Below are 18364 nucleotides of genomic sequence, written 5' to 3'. Positions count from 1 at the left end.
ATCGTGACGAGCGCGTCAGCATCGCGAACCTTCTCGAGGAGAACCTCTCTCGGGATTTCCCGCTCCTCCGGCCAGACCTCGACCTCGAAATGCTCTCTCAGCATCTCGATGCCGTTCTCAGGAATAGCGCGCGTTATGAAGACCTTTGGCTTCACGTTATCACCTCCATCTAAAAATGGGCGCTGGTTATAAAAACCCTGACGGTGAGCGGGGAACGTGCTGAGAGGTAAGGTAAAGACACTGAGCGACGACGGCCTCGGGGTTCTTCAAGCAGGGAACAAAACCGTTTACGTCCCCTTCGCCTACCCTGGCGACATGGTTAGGGTTAAATCGACGAGAAGGCGCTTCGGCAGGTTAATCGCGAGGGACTTTGAGCTTCTTGAGCCTTCCCCTCTGAGGGTTCTTCCGAGGTGCCGGCACTTCGGAAGGTGCGGGGGCTGTCTCTGGCAGGGGTTAAAATACAGGGCCCAGCTCGAACTCAAGGCTGAACTCTTCGAGCGAATCACCGGAATAAGGGCCGAAATTAAGGGCTCGCCTAGGGTCTGGGACTTTCGCAACGTGAGCAACTTCATCGTGACGACCAACGGCGCTGGCCTCAAGGAGTACGGAAACCCCCTTGGCGTTGCGAACCTTTCGGAGTGCCCCATCTTCTCGAAGAAAACCCCCGAATACCTGCGCGCCCTCCGGGATTTTCTGGAGGAAACGAGGCTTAAGCCTTGGAGCCTGAAGCGGAAAACCGGCGACGTTCACTACCTCCAGGTCAGGGAGGGCAAGTTCACCGGAGAGGTCATGGTGAACCTCATAGCCCATCGCAGGCCCTCCGAAGAAACAGCCGAGGCCTTCAGGGACTACTTCTCCTTCGCGGACTCGCTCTACTGGAGCCTAAAGGCCGACGAGGGGGACGACCCGCGCGGGAAGCCCCTGCACGTTGCGGGGAGCCAGCTCATAAGGGAGCGGATTGACGAGGTGGTGTATCTCATTCACCCCAACAGCTTCTTCCAGACGAACAGCCACGCCCTTGAGCTTCTCCTCAGGGCCGTTGAGGACTTCACCGACGGCGAAAGGGTTCTCGACCTTTACTCAGGCGTCGGCACCTTCGGCGTCTGGCTGGCCAGGAGGAGCCTTACCGTTGAGGGAGTCGAGATTAACCCCTTCGCTGTTGAAATGGCCAACAAGAACGCCGAGCTGAACAGGGTAAACGCCCGATTCCGTGTTGGGAGGGCTGAGGAGACCCCGATGGGCGACTACGACACCGTGATAGTTGACCCGCCGAGGAGGGGCCTGAAAGAAGCTGGGGAACTGCTGGTGGAAAGTGGAGCTGAAAGGGTCGTTTACGTCTCCTGCAATCCAAAGGCGTTTAAGCTCGACTACGAGAACCACCTGAGAAAAGCTTACCGCGTGGAGGAAGCGGTTCTCGTGGACATGTTTCCGCATACGCCTCACGTCGAGGCCGTCATAAAATTGGAAAGAAGGTAATCAGGCGCAGCGCTCCTTGTATTCAGAGCTTGGTTCCGGCTTCTTTTCGCCCTTCTCCTTCAGGATAATCCTCGCGTCGACTATCACCGCACCCTTACCCTTCTCGTAGACGAAGACCGGGTTGAGGTCCATCTCCTTGATGTAGTCCTTGAGTTCGTCAACGAGGTTGCTCACCTTGAGGAGCATGTCGACTATCGCGTCTATGTCTGCCGGCTCCTCACCGCGCGCTCCAGCCAAAATCGGGTAGGCCTTGATTTCCGTAATCATCTTCCTTGCGTCCTTCTCGGTTATCGGTATTATTCTGAAGGTCACATCCTTGAGAACCTCGACGAAGATTCCGCCGAGGCCGAACATTATCGCGTGGCCGAACTGCGGGTCCTCGGTTACTCCTATGATTACCTCCCTGCCGGGCCTGAGCATCGGGGCAACCAGAACGCCGAGGATTTCCGCATCTGGGCGGTACTTCTTTGCGTTCTCGTGTATCTCCTCCCACTTCTGCTTCAGCTCCTCCGGGTTCTTGATGTTCAGAAGGACAACCTTGGCGTCGCTCTTGTGGAGTATCTGCGGCGACATCAGTTTCAGAACGACTGGGTAGCCTATCTCCTCCGCGTACTTGAGCGCCTCGTCAAGGGTCTTGGCGAGCTTCTCGTTTGGAACGGGCAGTCCGTACGCCTTTAGAACCTGCTTGGCCTCGTACTCAACCATGGCGGTTCTTCCTTGGGCCAGAACAGACTCAATCACTTTGAGGGCTTCCTCCTTCATAATATCACCACCGGTGAGCAATACACCTCACTCACCTTTAACTTTTTTCAAATATTCGGCGTATCTAACGAGACCGGCTAAAGCGCGGACGCCCCTCTCGGGTGTTGGATAGACTGGAACCCCCTTCTCCTCAAGCATCTTGGCGTAGCGCTCGGTCTTCTTACCGCCCATCGCAACGGCAACAATCGGCTTGTCGCTCTTCCTCTGGTAGTCCGCTATGATGTCGATGACCTTCTCCTCCTCGAGGAGCGGAACCTGGAAGAGGACTATGACGAGTATTGCGTCAACGTTTTCATCTTTGGTGAAGGCCTCAAGGGCAAGCCTGTAGCGCTCCGCATCCGTGTCCCCAACGACATCGGTGGGGTTGCCGACGACAGCGTGCGGCGGGAACCTCTCCCTGAGGAACTTAATCGTCTCCTCACTGAGGTCCGCCATCTTGAGGCCGAACTTCGCTACCGCGTCGCTGGCCATGACTCCGGCGCCACCGCCGTCGGTGATGATGCCTATTCTGTCTCCCTTGGGAAGCTTGTTCTTCAGCTGGGCGAAGGCCTTGGCCAGGTCGAACATGTGCTCGAAGTCCTCGGCGCGGATTATGCCGGTCTGCTTGAAGACGGCGTCGTAAATAACGTCCTGTCCCGCGAGCGAGCCTGTGTGGCTTGATGCCGCCTTGGCCCCGTACTCGGTCCTTCCGCTCTTGAGCGCTATCACCGGCTTGACCTTCGTTATTCTCTTGGCGCTCTCCATGAACTTCCTGCCGTCTTTTACACCCTCGATGTAGAACGTGACGACGTTTATCTCGTCGTCGTGGACGAAGTAGTCCATCAAATCGGCATCGTCAACGTCAAGTTTGTTTCCGTAGCTGACCATCTTCCCTATTCCTATCTTCTCGCCGGCGGCCCAGTCGAGCATAGCTGCCGCAAAGGCACCGCTCTGGCTGACGAACGCTATCGGCCCGCTCTTCGGCCTGTCCATCTTGTTCTCCGGCAGGAACACCGTGTCAACGCCGGTGTCTGGAACGTAGACGCCGACGCAGTTCGGACCGATGACGCGTATGCCGTTGGCCTTGGCTATCTCGTAGATTTCGCGCTCGAGCCTCTTCCCTTCCTCGCCAAGCTCTCCGAAGCCGCCGGTAATGATGATGACGGCCTTTATGCCCTTCTCGGCTATGTCCCTCATCGTGGCCGGGACGTAGGGAGCTGGAATCGATATAACGGCCAAATCGGTGTCATCGGGAAGCTCCTTGACGCTGTGGTAAACCTTGTAGCCGTCGATTTCATCGAGCTTCGGGTTCACGGGGTAGATGTTGCCCTTGAAAATTCCCTTTTCCTTGTTGCTCTTGAAGTTCTCAAAGATTACGTTGCCCACCTTCCCCTTCTTGTTGGTTGCGCCGATGATAGCGACTGCCTTCGGGTCGAAGAAGGGCCTAAGCTCCTCAACTATCTTCTCAGCCATGCACTTCCCCCCAGAAGTTCTCCGGGAGTTTCTTAGGTGGCCATGTATAAAAGGGTTGCGTTTTGTAAAAGTGAGCCTCAATGAACTTCAAAGCTCACCAATGTCCCTGAGAAAGGTCAGACTGACCTCCGCGTCCTCGAGGCTCGAGACCTCAAGGGCCCAGCCGAACTTTTCAAGCTCCGGCAGGACTTTCCGCCAAGGGACGGTTCCCCTTCCAAGGGGCAGGTGCTCGTCGCTCTTCCCGGAGTTGTCGTGAAGGTGGACGTGAACGATTCTGCCGCCGAGCAGCTTCATGAAGCGCTCGAAGGGAAAGCCAACGGTGTTGAGGTGGCCCAGGTCAAAGGTAACGCCAAGCTCCGTCCCGTCCAGAAGCTCGGCCAGCCTCTCAGGGGTTTGAGCGTCGAGTATCGGGAAGCTCGGCATGTTCTCAACGCCAACCCTAACGCCGAACTCCCCGGAGAGTTTTTCAAGCTCGCGGAGAGAATTGCGGTGAACTCTGTTGTAGTCCTCCCTGAACTTCCGACTCGCCGGCGAGCAGTGACCGGGGTGAACCGTAACCACGAACGCGTTCAGGCGGGAAGCAACGTCAAGCGTCTCCTCCAGAACTTCGATTGAAGCCCTCCTGAGCCTCTCGTTGAGCGAGCCTATGTTGACGTCGCTGAAGGGAGCGTGGATGGTAACTTTAAGCCCGAAGCTTCCGAGTATTTCAGCGTAGGCCCTCCACGTTTCTCTCGTGATGAAGTTCGGCCACTCGCTAACCAGCTCGACGAACTCAAAGCCGAGCCCTTCCGCTTCCTCAAGCCAGCGCTCGAACTCCTCAAAAGTTCTGCCCGGGTAGGACGTCGTGGAGAGTCCTATCATGTTACCACCGCTCGGCGGGGGAAGTTCGGCTTCCCGCCTTTAAACCTTTGGGCGAAAACTAAATAAGACTCCCCCCGCATTTTAAACCGGTGAACCGGGAGTGGAGGAATGGGACGAGGTTGAGGTTCCTAATAACGTCAAGGATATATTCGTCGAGATGAAGAACACGGCCGAGCTTATGGTGGATTTGGCGTATTCAGCCGTTCTGTTTAAGGAAAAGGAGATGGCGGAGGAAGTTCTAGAACTCGAGGAGTACCTCGACATACTCAACTACAACCTCACCGTTAGGGCGGTTCTGGCAGCGAGAAACATGAAGGAGGCAGAGCAGATAACTTCAATCCTACAGATGGCCCGTTCAATAGATGATATCTCCGACGCGGCAGGAGATTTGGCAAAGATGGTCCTCGAGGAGAAGCTCCACCCGCTGATTACCGAGGTAATCCTCGAGAGCGAGGAAACCATCGGCAAGATAGTCGTCTCTCCGGAGTCAGTCCTCGTCGGAAAAACGCTCGAAGAGCTGGACCTTGCGACGAACACGGGGGTGAGGATAATAGCCATAAGGCGCGGTAAAAGGTGGATTTTCGACCCCGACGAGGACACGAAGATACTGCCCAACGACATCCTCCTCGGCAGGGGAACGAGGACTGCCCTGGACTACCTGAAGGAGATAGCAAAGGGCAACATCAAGGTGATGCCCAATGAGTGAGTTCGAGGAGATTAGGAACTGCCTCGTCGAGATGAAGGATTTATCGGCCCTCATGATCGACCTGGCCTTTTCATCGGTCATGTACAACAGCGAGGACATAGCGGAGGAGGTCTATCTCTTAGAGGAGAAAATGGACGACCTGACGCTGAAGGTCAAGAAGCTCGCCCTCCGCGCGGCGAAGAAGGAGGAGGACCCCGAGAGTTTGCTGAGCATAATAGATTTGGCGGACATCAACGAGCGCATAAGCGATGCCGCCTACGGGATAGCGGACATAATCCTCCGCGACATCGAGCCCCACCCGATTATTCAGAAGATAATGGAGGATACAGAGGAGGAGCTCGGTCGCGTTACTGTAAGGGCAGGCTCGGTTCTCATCGGAAAGACCCTCGAACAGCTCAAGCTTCCGAGCAAGATAGGCACGAGGATTTTAGCTATAAAGCGCGGTGAGCGCTACATCTACAACCCGGGAAGGAAGGACACCATCGAGGAAGGCGACGTCCTCATAGCGGTCAGCTCGGACTTGGACAAGCTGAGAAAGCTCGCAGGGGAAGAAGTGGAAGAGGAGGAGTAACCTCTTTCTCATTTTATATCCTCGTCCCTGACGAGCCCCTTCGCGTAGGGGCACAGCTCCTTCAGCGGACAGCTTTCGCACTTCGGCCTTATCGGCTTGCATATGCTCCTCCCGTGGTCAACCATAGCGTGGTTCACGTAAATCCACTTCTCCTTTGGAATCAGCTCCATCAGGTACTCCTCGACTTTCTCCGGGGGAACCCCAGGCGGAGCCAGACCGAGACGCTTGCTTATCCTGTTCACGTGCGTATCCACCGGAATGGCCTGCTTCCCGAAGCCATAAGCTAAGACAATGTTGGCGCACTTCCGGCCTATGCCGGGCAGTTTCATCAGCTCGTTGATGTCGTCCGGAACCTTCCCGCCGTACTTCTCAAGGATTATCCGAGAGGCTTTGACAATCCACTCGCCCTTCGTCTTCCAGAGGCCGACGCCCCTCTTCCTGAGGAACTTGCGCATCTCCTCGACCGGGGTGTTCGCTATCGTCTCGATGTCCTTGTACTTTTCAAAAAGCTCCTCCCAGACGCGGTAGGTAACTTCGTCGCGCATTCTCTGCGAGATTATGCAGTGAACCAGCGTCCTGTAGGGGTCGCCGATTAGGAGCTTCTCTCTCGGGTGGGTCTTCATGAGAATTTCAACGATTTTTTCGGCCCTCTTCCTCTTCTCCTCCCAGCTTTCGTTAAAAGTGAAGCCCTCAAGGCTCAACGACCGTGATTTTCCTGCCATGCACTACCACCACCTTTCCCTCGGCGGCTCTAACCTTTTTCAGGTTCTCGAACTCTCTGCTATAAACCTTTTGCCCGCTCCAGTTGTAGATTCGAACCTCTCTTCCGAGAACGACGACAAACCCCTTCTCGAATGGAATTGCATCCTCTACTTCACTCTCGAACTCGAGCGTGAACTCCTCGACCTCTCCAGCGGAGAACTCGATTTTTGTGCCCTTGTCCACCTTCAGGGGGCTTGGTTCGGCCAAGAGAACCTTGAAGGGCAAAGGTTTTCCGAGGAGCTCCACCTCAATGGTCTCTCCAGTCTTCAGCTCCCTGCCCCTGAGCTTCTCCCTTATTATCTCCTCGAATCCAGCGGGAAGCTCAGCCTCGAAGAGCGGTTTTAGAACGACCTTCATGGAATCACCGGAGTAAGTTTGAGCGGGAGAAGAAAAGGTTAACGTTAGAGAACTTCCCCCCAAAAGCGGGCGAGAACCCAGAAAACGACGTGAGGACGGCATTTCTCTTGGTGCTCGGTCCTTATATTCTGTTCACCGTATGCCCTTATTTCCTTCACTATCGCCCCAAGCAGAACATGCCTGCCTTTTACAACGTCCTCCGTTATCTGCCAGACCATAACCCCTCCGAGGCCCTTTGCGAGGGCGTAGCGGGTCTTCTCCGCAACGCTCTTCGGGTCGTCGTAGGTCAGGAAAGTCCCGTTGAGGCAGTATGCCCAGGGAACCTCTGACCTTTCGCTCCAGAGGACGGAGCAGTTTCCAATGAGCTTTACAACTGAAGAGTAAGGAATTTCATCGGTCGCGTTTTCAAAGCTCTGGTAGAGGCCGAAGTTCCTCGCGGGAACGCCGGTGAAGGCCCTTCCGTAGAAGGGAATCCCGAGGAGGAGCTTCCCCGCGGGAACAATCTTGAGGTACCAGCTAACCGTCCTGTTGACGCTTCCCGGCCCGACGCCATAGAGAGGGGCGTTGAAGTAGGTGAAGTTCAGCCAGGGGCCGGCGTAATCATAGGTCATCAAGCCGATGTAGTCCACGAGACCGCTGACCTTCTCCCAGTCAACGCACGAGGCTGTATCCGCGTCGGCCGGCGCGGTTACGGTTATTGTGTATTCCTCCCCGAGCGTCTCCCTGAGCGTTTGGACGAGCGTCAGAAACTCCTCGCCGCCGTTGGGAACCCAGCAGGGGAACTCCCAGTCGATGTCAACGCCGTCGAGGTCGTATTCCCTGAGGATTGCAAGAACGCTCTCCGCGAAGGCCCGCCTTCCGGCTCTGGAGGAGGCGAACTTCGAAAAGTTCCCGCTGAAAGTCCAACCGCCCACGCTCACGAGGAACTTAACTCCGGGATGGCTCTGTTTGAGCTTATGGAGCTCCTCAAGGTTAATCCCATCCGCGTATGGGTCTCCGAAGACCACCGTTCCGTTCGCAAGGGGCCGGAGGAAGGCGTAGACGACGATGCTGACGTTATCGAGCGGAATCCAAGAGGGGCTGAAGCCGTCGTAGAGCGCCCAGGAGGGGTAGTAAACGCTCACCGTGAAGTTGGTCGCCAGCGCCGGAGCAACTGCGACTGCCGTGATAAACAGGAAGACTACGGCAACCCTCCCCTTCATCGACATCCCCTATCACTCCACCCTCCGCCTTTAAAAACATTCCAAAAATCTTTTAAACGATATGTCGTTCGATATATCAGGTGGTGGCATGGAAAAGCCCTACGTCAAAGGAGCCTTCAAGCTCGTAATCCTTGAGCTGTTGAAGGAGCCGAACCACGGCTACGGGATTATGGCAGAGATGGAGGAGCTTTACGGAATAAAGCTCAGCGCGGGGACGGTTTATCCCATCCTCGCCTCCCTGAAGAGGAGCGGGCTTATCGAGGTCGTGGAGACCGGGGAAAGAGACAGGAAGAGCTACCGAATCACGGACAAGGGTCTTAGATACCTTGAGGAGCACCGGGATGAACTCGAGGAGATAAAAAGAAAGCTCAGGGCCTACAAGACATTCCTCGAACTCGGCGGTGACGAGCTGAAGGAGGCCTTCAAGGAACTGTTCAGGAGGATTGACGAGCTGAGTGACGGGCAGAGGCAAGAGGTCAGGAAAGCGTTCAAAGAGTGCGCGAGGAGGATAAGGCTGATTCTGCTGGGTGGTTGAAGTGGGGGCACCTGACTGGAAGGAGTACCACGAGAAAATGAAGGAAACGGCCCCGCTCGTGATACACTACCCCATATGCGGCGGGGGCGACGAGTGCATCTTCGTCTGTCCCTTCAGCGATAAAATCTGGGAAGTCGTCCCGATGAAGGTGAGCCTCTTCGGGGTGAAGTACAAGGTGAGGCTCAGGCCCTTCATGGCGCACCCAGAGAACTGCAAGAAGTGCTACATCTGCGTCCAGGCCTGCCCGACCGGAGCGCTGAGGCCCGCTGATAAGCCCGTCAGGCATCCTACCCTCGTTCTGCTCTACAACACCCTGAAACTGCCCTTCAAGAAGAGGTACGGCCTCAAGTTCGTCTTTCGCAAGGAGCACGGCGAGAGGTTCAAGCGCAACAACTGGCCGGAAAAGTACGGGGTGGTCTGATGGATGCCATAGTCGTCGAGAACCTCGTCAAGAAGTACGGCGATTTTGAGGCAGTCAGGGGGATAAGCTTTCGGGTTAAGAAGGGCGAGATATTCGCCTTCCTCGGGCCGAACGGGGCCGGAAAGACGACGACGGTTCACGTGCTCACGACCTTACTCAGGCCAACCTCTGGAAGGGCCGTGGTTGCAGGTCACGACGTTCTCAAAGAACCCGACGAGGTCAGGAAGCGAATAGGGATAGTGTTTCAGGAGCCGAGCGTGGACAGGGAACTCACCGCCTGGGAGAACCTCCTGATTCACGGCATGATATACGGCCTGAGCCGGGAGGAGATTAAGGAGAGGGGCGAGGAACTGCTCCGCTTCGTCGAGCTGTGGGAGTTCAGGGACAGACCGCTCAAGTTCTTCTCCGGCGGAATGCAGAGGCGCTTCGAGATAGCGAGGGCGCTCCTCCACGAGCCGGAGGTTCTCTTCCTCGACGAGCCGACGATAGGCCTCGACCCCCAGACGAGGGCGCACATCTGGGACTACATAAGAACCATGCGCGAGGAGAGGGGCGTAACCATATTTCTGACGACCCACTACATGGAGGAGGCCGAACTTTTAGCGGACAGGATAGCGATAATGGACAGGGGGAGGATTATAGCAGAGGGGACCGCTGAAGAACTCAAGAGGCTGGTCGGCAACGACGTAATCTACGTGAGGTTCGAGGGGAAGGCGGAGTGCATGGAGGCGGACTTCCTGAAGGGCTGTAAGGTCCTTCCCGATGGAAGGGTGAGGTTCGACGTCGAGAACGCCTCAGAGGCGCTACCGAAGCTCTTCGAGAGGGCCAAAGAGCTCGGCTTAAGAATCCTCGAGGTTACCTACCACAGGCCGACCCTGAACGACGTGTTCCTCCATCTCACCGGCAGGGAGATTAGGGAGGGCGAAGAGAAGCCCGTGAAAAGCGCCATGAGACTCTGGGGGAGGATGAGATGAGGGTCTTCGCGACGATGGTTTACAGGGAGCTCAAGCGGTTCTCCCGCTCGAGGGCGAGGGTAATCGGGAGCGTAATCAACCCGCTGATATGGCTGGTGTTCTTCGGCAAGGGCTGGGCCGGGGTCTTCAACAACCCGATGGCGCGCCAGCTCTTCGGGGGCGTTGACTACATGACCTACCTCGTGCCCGGAATCATCGTGATGACCGTCTTCAACATGAGCTTCATGCAGGGAATCACGCTCATCTGGGACAGGCAGTTCGGCTTCCTCAAGGAGATTCTCGTGGCTCCAGCGAGCAGAACCGAGGCCATAGTCGGCAGAACGACCGGGGGAGCGATGGTGGCGATGATTCAGGGGGTAATCATACTAGCCCTGAGCTTCGCGCTGGCAAGTCTGAGAGTTTCCGGGATAATCCCCTCCCTCGGACTCTCGTTCCTCCTGGGACTGGCGACTGCAGGAATGGGCGTTGCCATAGCCCTCAAGATGAGCAGTATGGAGGGCTTTCAGATGGTCATAATGATGCTCCTCCTCCCGATGACGTTCCTGAGCGGTGCGTTCTACCCGGTCTCGACGATGCCAGGCTGGATGCAGTGGCTGGCCAAGGTGAACCCCCTAACCTACGCCGTTGACGGAACGCGCTACTACCTTGCAGGTGTCGCGCCCACATTCAGCCTCGCAACCGACTGGGGTGTCCTGCTCCTCCTCGCGGTGCTGTTCAACGGGATAGCCGCATTCGGCTTCAGGAGGGCTACCCTCGGTTAGAGAACTTCTCGTAGCTTATCCTCAGCGCATCGAGGACCGGCAGCTTCTCCCCGGCGAAGAAGCTGAGCATTGCCCCGCCGCCCGTGGATATGTGGCTTATTCCCTTTATGTTGTACCTGTAGATGCTCGCTATGGAGTGGCCGCCTCCGACGACGCTGAAAGCCGGACTCTCGGCTATCGCCCTGAAAACGCCCACCGTTCCGACCGCGAACTCTTCTCTTTCGAAGACGCCCATCGGGCCGTTGGCAACTATGATTTTTGCCTTCAGAAGAATCTCGCGGTACTTCTCCACAGTCCGGGAGCCTATGTCGAGTATTAAATAGCGGTCGAAGAGCCACTTCTCGTCGCTCAGCAGGTCAACCTCAACGCGCTCACCATCGCGGTCAACGGCGAAATCAACGGGGGTTCTCACGTAGGGGTAGAAATCGTCGAGTATTTTTTCCGCCCAGTCAACCAGTTCAAGGAGGCCCTTCTTTTCCATGAACTCAAGGTTGGCATCTCCAAGGTTGAAGCCCTTAGCGAGGGTAAACACGTGGCCGACGAGGCCACCTGTGAGGATTAGATCAGCCCTTCCCTTCCTCAGGACGTTTTCGGCAACTCTGAGCGAGTCATCAACCTTCGCACCGCCGAGCACGTAAACCCTCGGCCTCTCCTCGCTCTCGTATGCCCTGGTTAAGGCGTTGATTTCCTTCTCCATGAGGTATCCCATCACCATAGGCTTCAGCCGGGCGAAGCCAACGAGAGAGGGCTGGCTTCTATGGGCTGCGGCGAAGGCGTCGTTGACGACGTAGTCTATGAGCGGGGCAAGTTTTCTCACGAAGAATGTCTTCTCACACTCCTCAAGGGGCTTGTAAAAGACCTCCTCCGCTGAGAAGCGGAGGTTTTCAAGCATGAGAACCTCGCCCGGTTTGAGAGACCTTATTCTATCCCTGGCAAGCTTTCCGAACACGTCCTCAACGTACTCGACGTCCTGGCCGAGAAGCTCACCGAGGATTTGGGCGTGCTGCTCCGTCGTTATGTAGTCGCCCTTGTAGGGTCTGCTCTGGTGGGTTCCGATTACGACCTTCGCCCCGTCTTCGACAAGGTGCCTCACCGTTGGCAGAACCGCTCTAAAGCGCGCGTCGCTCGTAATCCTGCCGTCCTCCACAGGGGAATTTAAATCGGCCCTCAGAAAAACAGTTTTGCCGTGAAAGTTGAAGTCCGTGAGCCTGAACATCGCATCACCGAAACCGTGTTAAACGGAAGCATTAATAAAGCTTATTTGGACACCAAATTTGAAACCTCAAACAAAGGAGATTTTTATAAGCGGTTACCGCTTAAATTTGATGCAATGGGTGAGCAAAATGCCGTGGGAGGAGGCTCTAATAAGGAATCTGCCCAGAGAAACTCTCATCGACAGCATTGTAGAGCTTCTAAAGCGAATGGGGTTCAGGGACTACGAGCGCGTCCAGAACAGGGCGAGGTGGGGGATAGACGTAATGGCCATACGCGAGGACCCGATAGCGGGTATGGAAAAGGTTGTAATAAGGGTTCACGAAGGCGGTTTGGTGTCATCAAAGGACGTTAACGTTTTTGCGGACATAGTGGACAAGCACAAAGCCGACAGGGGAATACTCGTTTCTCCCGTTGGATTCACAAAGGACGCCAGAACCGTAACGGTGAGGAACTACAGGGGGAGGATAGTCCTCTGGGACGCCGAGAAGCTCGTGTCCCTGTTCACGAACTATGGAATCGAGGCCCCAAAAATAGAGGTTAGGGATGAAAAGGACGAGGAGGAAAGCCCCCTCAAGGAGTTTGAACTCGACGCGCCGCTGCTCTACGACTTCTCCCCTGAGGGCGTTATGAAGCTGATAATCAGGGAAGCCAGGGGAAAGTACCCCGTAAAGGGAAACGAGCTGAAGCCGGAGGAGATTAAGGTCTTCCTCTCGAGCGCGTACATACTATCGTGGTCCGTTGAGGGAAGGGAGGAAAAAGACAAGGCCGTTGTTTTCTCGAAGGACAAACTCGTCACAAGGGCCTCCTCAAGTCAGGAACTCAGCACCCCGGTCAAGAAGGCACTCCTAAACGACAGCTCGAAGATTAAAGCAACTGACAGGGAAATACTGAACAGAATAAGCCCGAGCGAATCCGTAGTCGTTCTGAAGGAAGCCCTATCAAAGGAGCTGAACGTTCCCGAGAGTTTAATCAGGATTCACGACAGGAAGAAGGTCTACGTCCCCGAGAGGGTTGAGGTCAGGCTGAAGGTCGGGAGGAACAGAGGTACGGCGGCCGTTGAACCGGTGAGTGAGAAGGTCGAGCTTGAGCTGAACCCCCTCCCTGAGGAGCACTTCACGGAGAGGGTTAAGAGGTACCTACGGGAAAAGCTCGGAGAAGAGCCTGAAGAGATAAAGACCGAAAGAGATGAGTGGAAGGTCAGGGTCTCCGGCAGGACGCACCGCTTTACGTTCGACTTCAAGTTCAACGCCTACACGGGAGAGACGCTCAGGGCTGAAACACTGCTCACCGACGAAGCCCTTAGGGAGCTGATTGAATCGGAGTATCCCAGCGGCAGAATCCTTGGAATTGAAAAGGGCAAGAAAGTCGCCGTCGTCGAGGTCGAGGTTCCGGACGGCATAGCAGTCCTCGAGGTCAGCCTTGAAGACGGGAAACTTCGGGAAGTCCGGAAACTGCCGTCGCCCGAGGAAGCCGTTGAGAACGCAAAGAAGGTCGTCGAGGGGAACTTCCCCGTAAAAGGACTGAGGCTAACCTCAAGCAGGGTTATAGAGCACAAGTTCCTCGAGCTTGAACTCGAGGGGGAGGGCGGGAAAGCGGTCGTCAAAATAGACGGCTCAACCAGGGACGTCCTGGACTACGTTGTTGAGATAACGCCCGAAAAGGCCAAAGAACTCGTGAAGGAAAAGTACCCGGACTTTGAAGTCAGGAGCGTAAAGGAAGGGGACGCTTCCTACGTGGTGGGGGCCGAGAACGACAGGTACCGGGTCACGGTCCGGGTCAGCAAGGACGGCAAGCTGATTGAGGAAACGGACAGGGTTCTGAAGGAAGACGTCGCCAGGGAGCTTGCACTGAAGAGAATCAAGGAGATAGATGAAACCGCCGAACTCAAGTCGCTGAAGCTTGAAAACGACTGGGTTGCCGAGTTTCAGGGAAGCACAAAGGTTGGAAGGGTCGTCCTCGACAGGAAGACCGGCGAGGTTAAGGAGGAGGACGTCCGCTTCACGGAGGTGGCACTTGAGAACAGCTTCCACGAGCACATAAGGAAGATTTACGGCGAAACCGAGCTGAGAACCGAGAGGCTGACCCACTACAAGGAGCAGAACTACGTCCACATAAAGGTCGCCGGAAAGGACCACCTCTACTACGCGAGGATTGACACGAGAACGGGGAAGATAATAAGCGAGGACAGGGCGCCCGTTAAAGGGCTGACCGCGAAGCTCAAACAGCTCCAGCTCGAGAGCAAGTACAAGTGATTACGTCAATTACGTCATCAGCATGTTCTCTATCATCTTTATCGCTTCCACTATCTTCCTCTCGGGCCTGTCCTCGTTGCGCGGTATTTCGAGGTTTATTACCAGCCTCTCCTCCTTGCCGTCGTCGAAGTCGTAAATCTCAAGCTCTTCAACCTCAACGTCCTCGAAGATGCTCTCGAGTTCCGGACTGAGGATTTTGCCCTCGTTGCCGTAAACCTCGACGCGGACGACGTCGTCGGTGGTTGAAGCAACAACCACAATCTCGTAGGGACCGACCTTCTTGACGAAGCGGAGAACGCTTCCGTATCCCTCAACCTCCTCCTTGAAGCCGAGCTGGAGCATCGTCGAGCGTATCGCCTCGGTCTTGCTCCTAATCCTGTCGAGAATCCTCTCACGCAGTTTATAGCTCTCCTCAAGGGCCTTCTTTATGCCCTCACCGGCCCTCTCAACCGGCCCCTCCCATATGCCGATGACCTTTATACCGGATGAGGTCGGTTTGAGCTCAATCTTGAGGGAATCAACGTCAAAGTCTCGCAAATCCTCTATTTTAAGCTCGCCGAGGGTGAGTATCTCAAACTCAATCCTCACGGCGTCTCCGAAGGCCTTGCCTTTGAACTTCACCCCCATCACCAAGGGACGCTCTAAGCTACGGTTTAAAAACCCTTCCATGGAAGTCGGGTGAGGAATTGCTCTTCCGAAGGTTTTTCGAGAAAAATCGGAAAAAGGATGGAGTTTGAAAAGCTCATTTCCGGCCAAGTTTCCAAAGAATAAGAACAATCACGGCCAGAAGCAGAAACGTCCCGGGACCACGGATGCTCCGCCCGCTGGTGGGTGACGAAGTGCTCGATGCTGCCGGTGAAGTTGTAGTTGCTGGCGTCGTGGTGTTCGACAATGGAGTCGGGGTGACAGTTGGGGTAGTATTCTCGGCCTCCAGCCGGACCACCGAGACGTTCACCATAGGAGTGGCGTTTATGTAGGGATAAGAAAGCGTCAGCCTCCAGTTTCCGACGGGAACGGTGGCATGGGCGACGCCGAGCTTCATGCGGAACCTTATCCTTCCGCCGGCGTAGTAGAAGAAGGGGCATGTAGATGAGAGCGGAACGCCGTGAGAGAGCGCCCATTCCTCCCCCGCCAGGGAGAGTCCAGTTTGATAGTCCCGGAAGTAGAGCAGGACGCCGTTTCCGACCTGGATTCCCTGCAGTCTCTTCACGATGGCCGTATCGTTGGGGACGCAGCCGGAAAAGTTCGCGAGGGGAATCCTGTGGAAGTCAACACGGTAGTCGTTAAACACTACCTCAACACTCGTGACGTTCCAGACGTGGTACCAAGGAACTTCCTCGGTCACGGCACTTGGCGAGAAGTTGCCCTCGATGAGCGTGTGGTTCCGCCAGTCGTAGAGGTAGTACCTCTTGGGATGACATGAGGCACACTCATAGAACCAGTGGTCTTTGAAGTAGTAGAAAGACCCAGGAACCGGGACGTTCAGGTAAACCAGCCTGGAGCCGTTGATTAGTTCGGCGTGAAGGGCGGTGTCGCTCCAGCCCGCGGTCTCGGCCTCGAGGTCGATGAAAGTCGTGTTCGTCGGGGAGTAATGCGGGTAAACGCCCAGCTCCCACAGGTACACCCTGCCCCAACCGGTCGGAACCTCTATCTCGGGAACGGAGGAGTTTCCTCCAGCGCTCACCGAAAACTCAGGGACGCTTAGGGCCAAGCTGTCCCCGTAGGGAACGAAGGTCAGGAGGGGCCTCAGCCGACCGTTCCGGTAGTAGAGGACGAGCGGAAAACTCTTCTCCGGGAACTCGCCCCCCTTGTAGTACACCCACCGATGGGGAAGGTATGGGTTTGAGAAGTTTTCCACTACAAGGCTCCCGTTTCCGCAGAGGGATATTCCATATGTCGGAAGGTAGATGAGAAGACCTCCCCTGAAGGGAACTGCCCTTAGGTACTCCAGAAACCTCCGCTCGCTGAGTCCCTCGGAGACGTTGAAAGCGAGAGGCTCGAGGTAGGGCCTGAGAAGGCCGAGCGGAACCGAGTAAGTGCCATTGTAGGGTGAGGAGAAGACCAGCGAGCCGTTTGAGACTCTCGGCCAGAGGGACATCACCGTGGGGAGGTTGTACAGCGTCCAGTCCGTTAGGGCCGAGACGTTCACCAGCTTGCCGAAGCGTTTTTGAGAGGGAAAATACTCGCGGACGGCATGGGGGTAAACGAGGAACCACCGGTGGCCGAATGGGGCGAACGAGGACGAGTTGTACCCGAGGAGCCAGGTAACGTTCGCCAGCCTCGTTCCGTTGCCGAACTCGATTAGGAGGTCGTCGGTCCGGTTCCACACGTGGCACTGGAAGTCGCTGTCGGGGGAATCTATGGGGCACATGTAGTCCACGTAACCGCTGTAGACGTCGCCCCGCAAGAGGAGGAAGGCAGTACTCCCGTTGCTCGCCAGCGTAAGGTGGAACATAACGGGAAACGCCGGAATCACGTAGGCCGGCTGAGTGCTCGGGGACGCGCCCAAAGGCTGTGCCATTGAGAGCAACAGGAGAAGAAGCGGGATTAACGCAAGACACTTTCTCACACTTCATCACCTCCAGTCTTCCGGAAGAGCATCGCGGAGAGAGTGGCCAGTAGGAGGATAACTCCGGGTCCGCAGATTTCCCGGTTTTCTCCCCTCGCCGTGGACGTTTCCGAAGGGGTTGAGGGAGTGCAGTTAAGGTCGGGGCCAACCTTCGGCGGAACCGGGAGGAGTGTGCCGTTGACGGAACGGAACAGGGGGTAGAACCTTCCGTTCACCCCTACGGCGAAGGGAACGTGGGGAAGGACCTTTGAAATTTTCTCGTTCAGGATTATGACCGTGTGGTTGTTCGAAAAACCCAGGAATTCCGCTGGATAGCTCACCGTGAGGTTCCCAACTCTCACGGAATACCAATCAACGGAGACGTTCGGCAATTCAACGGGACTCACGTTGGAGTCGTTGAGACAGGCAGGATTAAAAGTCGCGTTCTCAACGCTACCGTTCCAGAGGTGGAGCTTAAACCTCCAGAGGCCGTTTTCAAACGTCACAGCAGGTTCTTCAGGATAGGCGCCGAGAAAGTACGGCCCGCTGGAGGAAACATAAAAGAGGTAGCTGGAAACCATGTCGGGAACGAGAGTGCAGTTGAGCGGATTCCCCGGGCACACTCCCGGACTAAGAACCTCATAACCAACAACAAGAAGAACACCCTCTCCTCCCCTGTAAACGCCGTCCACCCGAAGCGCCGTGATGGGGAACCTAACGCTGGCGCTTCTGCAGACCGTCACGTTGACGATTTTAACATCGCCCGGGAACCAGAAGCCCTGAACGAGGCCCTCAGAGTTGTTCGTGGTGTTGATGTAGAGAAGGGTTATCTTTTTCGTGAGATTGCCCTTTTTAAGGGTGAAGTAAACAGGAAAAACGCTCGATTTTGGGAAGGTTATCGGCCCTCCCGGGGACCAGTTGGTGACGTTTTCACTTAAAGCAATCCAGAGGTCGCTAACGTTCGCGTAACCCCACTCGCCGGGGCCGAGGGACTGAAGTTCAATCCGCCAGCCGTCTATCGAGTCGCTGACGTTTCCCCTCGGAAGCTCGAACCACTCCACGTCGGCGGGTTTGATGCAGAGGTCCCGGAGGTCGAGGCGATAAATCCTGTCAACCAGCGTCGAGCAGGCGGGGGGATAGTACTCGGTCCAGAGGTACCAGCTCCCGTTGAAGAAGGTAGCCCCCCTGTAGAATACCCTCCACGTTGGAAGGCCCAGGGCGGGCGTGAAGTTGAGGAGGTAGAGCTGGGAACCGTTGAAGTAGAGCAGGTAATCGTAGTCGGAGTAAACCTCGGGCCAGCAATCGACCATGCCGCAGGTGATTCCCCACTGGAGGACGTCCAGATGGATTAGGGCGTCGGTTCCGTTCGAGAGAACTGAGTACTTCACCTCGTAGACGGGGCCGGGTGACCTAACTTGATACGCCGAGACGGGAACCGCGAGCAGCAGGAGCGCAATGAGTGGAATCGCCTTCCGCATTCTCCCATCTCCCCTCGTATTGGAAGGGTAG

At 56.0% G+C, this 18364-nt stretch carries 18 protein-coding genes and 1 pseudogene; 8 read left to right on the top strand and 11 right to left on the bottom strand.

The genetic code is table 11. From position 1 onward, the window contains the following. Positions 1-155 (bottom strand): annotated as a pseudogene (locus MVK46_RS06050) (D-glycerate dehydrogenase); the annotation flags it as partial. 61 nt (positions 156-216) lie between these two features. On the opposite strand from MVK46_RS06050, the gene rlmD reads away from it, so the two are divergent. Continuing rightward, complete coding sequence (rlmD, locus tag MVK46_RS06045; protein WP_297535740.1) at positions 217-1476, top strand: 23S rRNA (uracil(1939)-C(5))-methyltransferase RlmD; 1260 nt, start codon at positions 217-219, stop codon at positions 1474-1476. Here rlmD and MVK46_RS06040 read toward each other — a convergent pair whose 3' ends face one another. From MVK46_RS06040 to MVK46_RS06030, 3 genes are all read right to left on the bottom strand, one after another. Next, positions 1477-2238: an acetate--CoA ligase family protein gene (locus tag MVK46_RS06040; RefSeq protein WP_297535739.1), complete on the bottom strand. Its 762-nt coding sequence runs from the start codon at positions 2236-2238 to the stop codon at positions 1477-1479. It abuts the gene before it with no gap. A gap of 27 nt (positions 2239-2265) precedes the next feature. Continuing rightward, positions 2266-3690: a CoA-binding protein gene (locus MVK46_RS06035; RefSeq protein ID WP_297535738.1), complete on the bottom strand. Its 1425-nt coding sequence runs from the start codon at positions 3688-3690 to the stop codon at positions 2266-2268. 87 nt (positions 3691-3777) lie between these two features. Beyond that, positions 3778-4551, bottom strand: a complete 774-nt coding sequence (locus MVK46_RS06030) for a sugar phosphate isomerase/epimerase (RefSeq protein ID WP_297535737.1) — start codon at positions 4549-4551, stop codon at positions 3778-3780. A gap of 100 nt (positions 4552-4651) precedes the next feature. Between MVK46_RS06030 and MVK46_RS06025 the strand changes: the two genes are divergently transcribed. Next, entirely contained in the window at positions 4652-5257 is a 606-nt protein-coding gene (locus tag MVK46_RS06025; protein WP_297535736.1) for a potassium channel family protein, read from the top strand. Further along, entirely contained in the window at positions 5250-5828 is a 579-nt protein-coding gene (locus MVK46_RS06020; protein WP_297535735.1) for a potassium channel family protein, read from the top strand. Before MVK46_RS06025 ends, MVK46_RS06020 begins: the two co-directional genes overlap by 8 nt. 8 nt (positions 5829-5836) lie before the next feature. Here MVK46_RS06020 and nth read toward each other — a convergent pair whose 3' ends face one another. The 3 genes from nth to MVK46_RS06005 are packed head-to-tail and all read right to left on the bottom strand — an operon-like array spanning position 5837 to position 8155. Beyond that, positions 5837-6550 (bottom strand): endonuclease III, encoded by a 714-nt coding sequence (gene nth, locus MVK46_RS06015; protein WP_297535734.1) that lies wholly within the window; start codon positions 6548-6550, stop codon positions 5837-5839. Continuing rightward, positions 6519-6947: an ATPase gene (locus MVK46_RS06010; RefSeq protein ID WP_297535733.1), complete on the bottom strand. Its 429-nt coding sequence runs from the start codon at positions 6945-6947 to the stop codon at positions 6519-6521. Before MVK46_RS06010 ends, nth begins: the two co-directional genes overlap by 32 nt. 44 nt (positions 6948-6991) lie before the next feature. After that, entirely contained in the window at positions 6992-8155 is a 1164-nt protein-coding gene (locus MVK46_RS06005) for a glycoside hydrolase family 18 protein (RefSeq protein ID WP_297535732.1), read from the bottom strand. Positions 8156-8237: 82 nt separating this feature from the next. Here MVK46_RS06005 and MVK46_RS06000 point away from each other — a divergent pair, with 82 nt between their 5' ends. The 4 genes from MVK46_RS06000 to MVK46_RS05985 are packed head-to-tail and all read left to right on the top strand — an operon-like array spanning position 8238 to position 10840. After that, positions 8238-8684, top strand: coding sequence for a PadR family transcriptional regulator (locus MVK46_RS06000; RefSeq protein ID WP_297535731.1), 447 nt, complete (start codon positions 8238-8240; stop codon positions 8682-8684). 1 nt (position 8685) lies between these two features. After that, the gene (locus tag MVK46_RS05995; RefSeq protein ID WP_297535730.1) at positions 8686-9105 is read left to right on the top strand and encodes a ferredoxin family protein; all 420 of its coding nucleotides are present in this window, start codon (positions 8686-8688) and stop codon (positions 9103-9105) included. After that, the gene (locus tag MVK46_RS05990; RefSeq protein ID WP_297535729.1) at positions 9105-10079 is read left to right on the top strand and encodes an ATP-binding cassette domain-containing protein; all 975 of its coding nucleotides are present in this window, start codon (positions 9105-9107) and stop codon (positions 10077-10079) included. Before MVK46_RS05995 ends, MVK46_RS05990 begins: the two co-directional genes overlap by 1 nt. Then, on the top strand, positions 10076-10840 hold the full coding sequence (locus tag MVK46_RS05985) for an ABC transporter permease (RefSeq protein ID WP_297535728.1): 765 nt from the start codon (positions 10076-10078) through the stop codon (positions 10838-10840). Before MVK46_RS05990 ends, MVK46_RS05985 begins: the two co-directional genes overlap by 4 nt. Here the strand turns inward: MVK46_RS05985 and MVK46_RS05980 are convergent. After that, a complete protein-coding gene (locus MVK46_RS05980; RefSeq protein WP_297535727.1) occupies positions 10827-12056 on the bottom strand; it encodes a phosphoglycerate kinase in 1230 nt (409 codons plus the stop codon). The genes MVK46_RS05985 and MVK46_RS05980 overlap by 14 nt on opposite strands. Before the next feature lie 127 nt (positions 12057-12183). Here MVK46_RS05980 and MVK46_RS05975 point away from each other — a divergent pair, with 127 nt between their 5' ends. After that, a complete protein-coding gene (locus MVK46_RS05975) occupies positions 12184-14307 on the top strand; it encodes a restriction endonuclease (RefSeq protein WP_297535726.1) in 2124 nt (707 codons plus the stop codon). A 9-nt stretch (positions 14308-14316) separates the two neighbouring features. Here the strand turns inward: MVK46_RS05975 and MVK46_RS05970 are convergent, their stop codons facing one another. The 3 genes from MVK46_RS05970 to MVK46_RS05960 all read right to left on the bottom strand — a co-directional run bounded on the left by MVK46_RS05970 (position 14317) and on the right by MVK46_RS05960 (position 18333). Next, complete coding sequence (locus MVK46_RS05970) at positions 14317-14928, bottom strand: hypothetical protein (RefSeq protein ID WP_297535742.1); 612 nt, start codon at positions 14926-14928, stop codon at positions 14317-14319. A gap of 121 nt (positions 14929-15049) precedes the next feature. Continuing rightward, a complete protein-coding gene (locus tag MVK46_RS05965; RefSeq protein ID WP_297535725.1) occupies positions 15050-16876 on the bottom strand; it encodes a hypothetical protein in 1827 nt (608 codons plus the stop codon). Next, complete coding sequence (locus MVK46_RS05960) at positions 16873-18333, bottom strand: hypothetical protein (RefSeq protein WP_297535724.1); 1461 nt, start codon at positions 18331-18333, stop codon at positions 16873-16875. The genes MVK46_RS05965 and MVK46_RS05960 overlap by 4 nt, the downstream gene beginning before the upstream one ends. Between the last annotated feature and the right edge of the window lie 31 nt (positions 18334-18364).

The organism is Thermococcus sp. (genome assembly GCF_027066465.1).
In the GTDB taxonomy this organism is placed as follows: Archaea; Methanobacteriota_B; Thermococci; order Thermococcales; family Thermococcaceae; genus Thermococcus.
This window is presented reverse-complemented; position numbering and strand designations above follow the sequence as displayed.

Excerpts from the sequence above, each read along its gene's own strand:
- MVK46_RS06020 (WP_297535735.1), top strand. The coding sequence starts at position 5,250 with ATGAGTGAGTTCGAGGAGATTAGGAACTGCCTCGTCGAGATGAAGGAT.
- MVK46_RS05980 (WP_297535727.1), bottom strand. The coding sequence starts at position 12,056 with ATGTTCAGGCTCACGGACTTCAACTTTCACGGCAAAACTGTTTTTCTG.
- MVK46_RS06035 (WP_297535738.1), bottom strand. The coding sequence starts at position 3,690 with ATGGCTGAGAAGATAGTTGAGGAGCTTAGGCCCTTCTTCGACCCGAAG.
- MVK46_RS05960 (WP_297535724.1), bottom strand. The coding sequence starts at position 18,333 with ATGCGGAAGGCGATTCCACTCATTGCGCTCCTGCTGCTCGCGGTTCCC.
- MVK46_RS06040 (WP_297535739.1), bottom strand. The coding sequence starts at position 2,238 with ATGAAGGAGGAAGCCCTCAAAGTGATTGAGTCTGTTCTGGCCCAAGGA.
- MVK46_RS06030 (WP_297535737.1), bottom strand. The coding sequence starts at position 4,551 with ATGATAGGACTCTCCACGACGTCCTACCCGGGCAGAACTTTTGAGGAG.
- MVK46_RS05990 (WP_297535729.1), top strand. The coding sequence starts at position 9,105 with ATGGATGCCATAGTCGTCGAGAACCTCGTCAAGAAGTACGGCGATTTT.
- MVK46_RS06010 (WP_297535733.1), bottom strand. The coding sequence starts at position 6,947 with ATGAAGGTCGTTCTAAAACCGCTCTTCGAGGCTGAGCTTCCCGCTGGA.
- MVK46_RS06005 (WP_297535732.1), bottom strand. The coding sequence starts at position 8,155 with ATGTCGATGAAGGGGAGGGTTGCCGTAGTCTTCCTGTTTATCACGGCA.
- MVK46_RS06000 (WP_297535731.1), top strand. The coding sequence starts at position 8,238 with ATGGAAAAGCCCTACGTCAAAGGAGCCTTCAAGCTCGTAATCCTTGAG.
- nth (WP_297535734.1), bottom strand. The coding sequence starts at position 6,550 with ATGGCAGGAAAATCACGGTCGTTGAGCCTTGAGGGCTTCACTTTTAAC.
- MVK46_RS05975 (WP_297535726.1), top strand. The coding sequence starts at position 12,184 with ATGCCGTGGGAGGAGGCTCTAATAAGGAATCTGCCCAGAGAAACTCTC.
- MVK46_RS05985 (WP_297535728.1), top strand. The coding sequence starts at position 10,076 with ATGAGGGTCTTCGCGACGATGGTTTACAGGGAGCTCAAGCGGTTCTCC.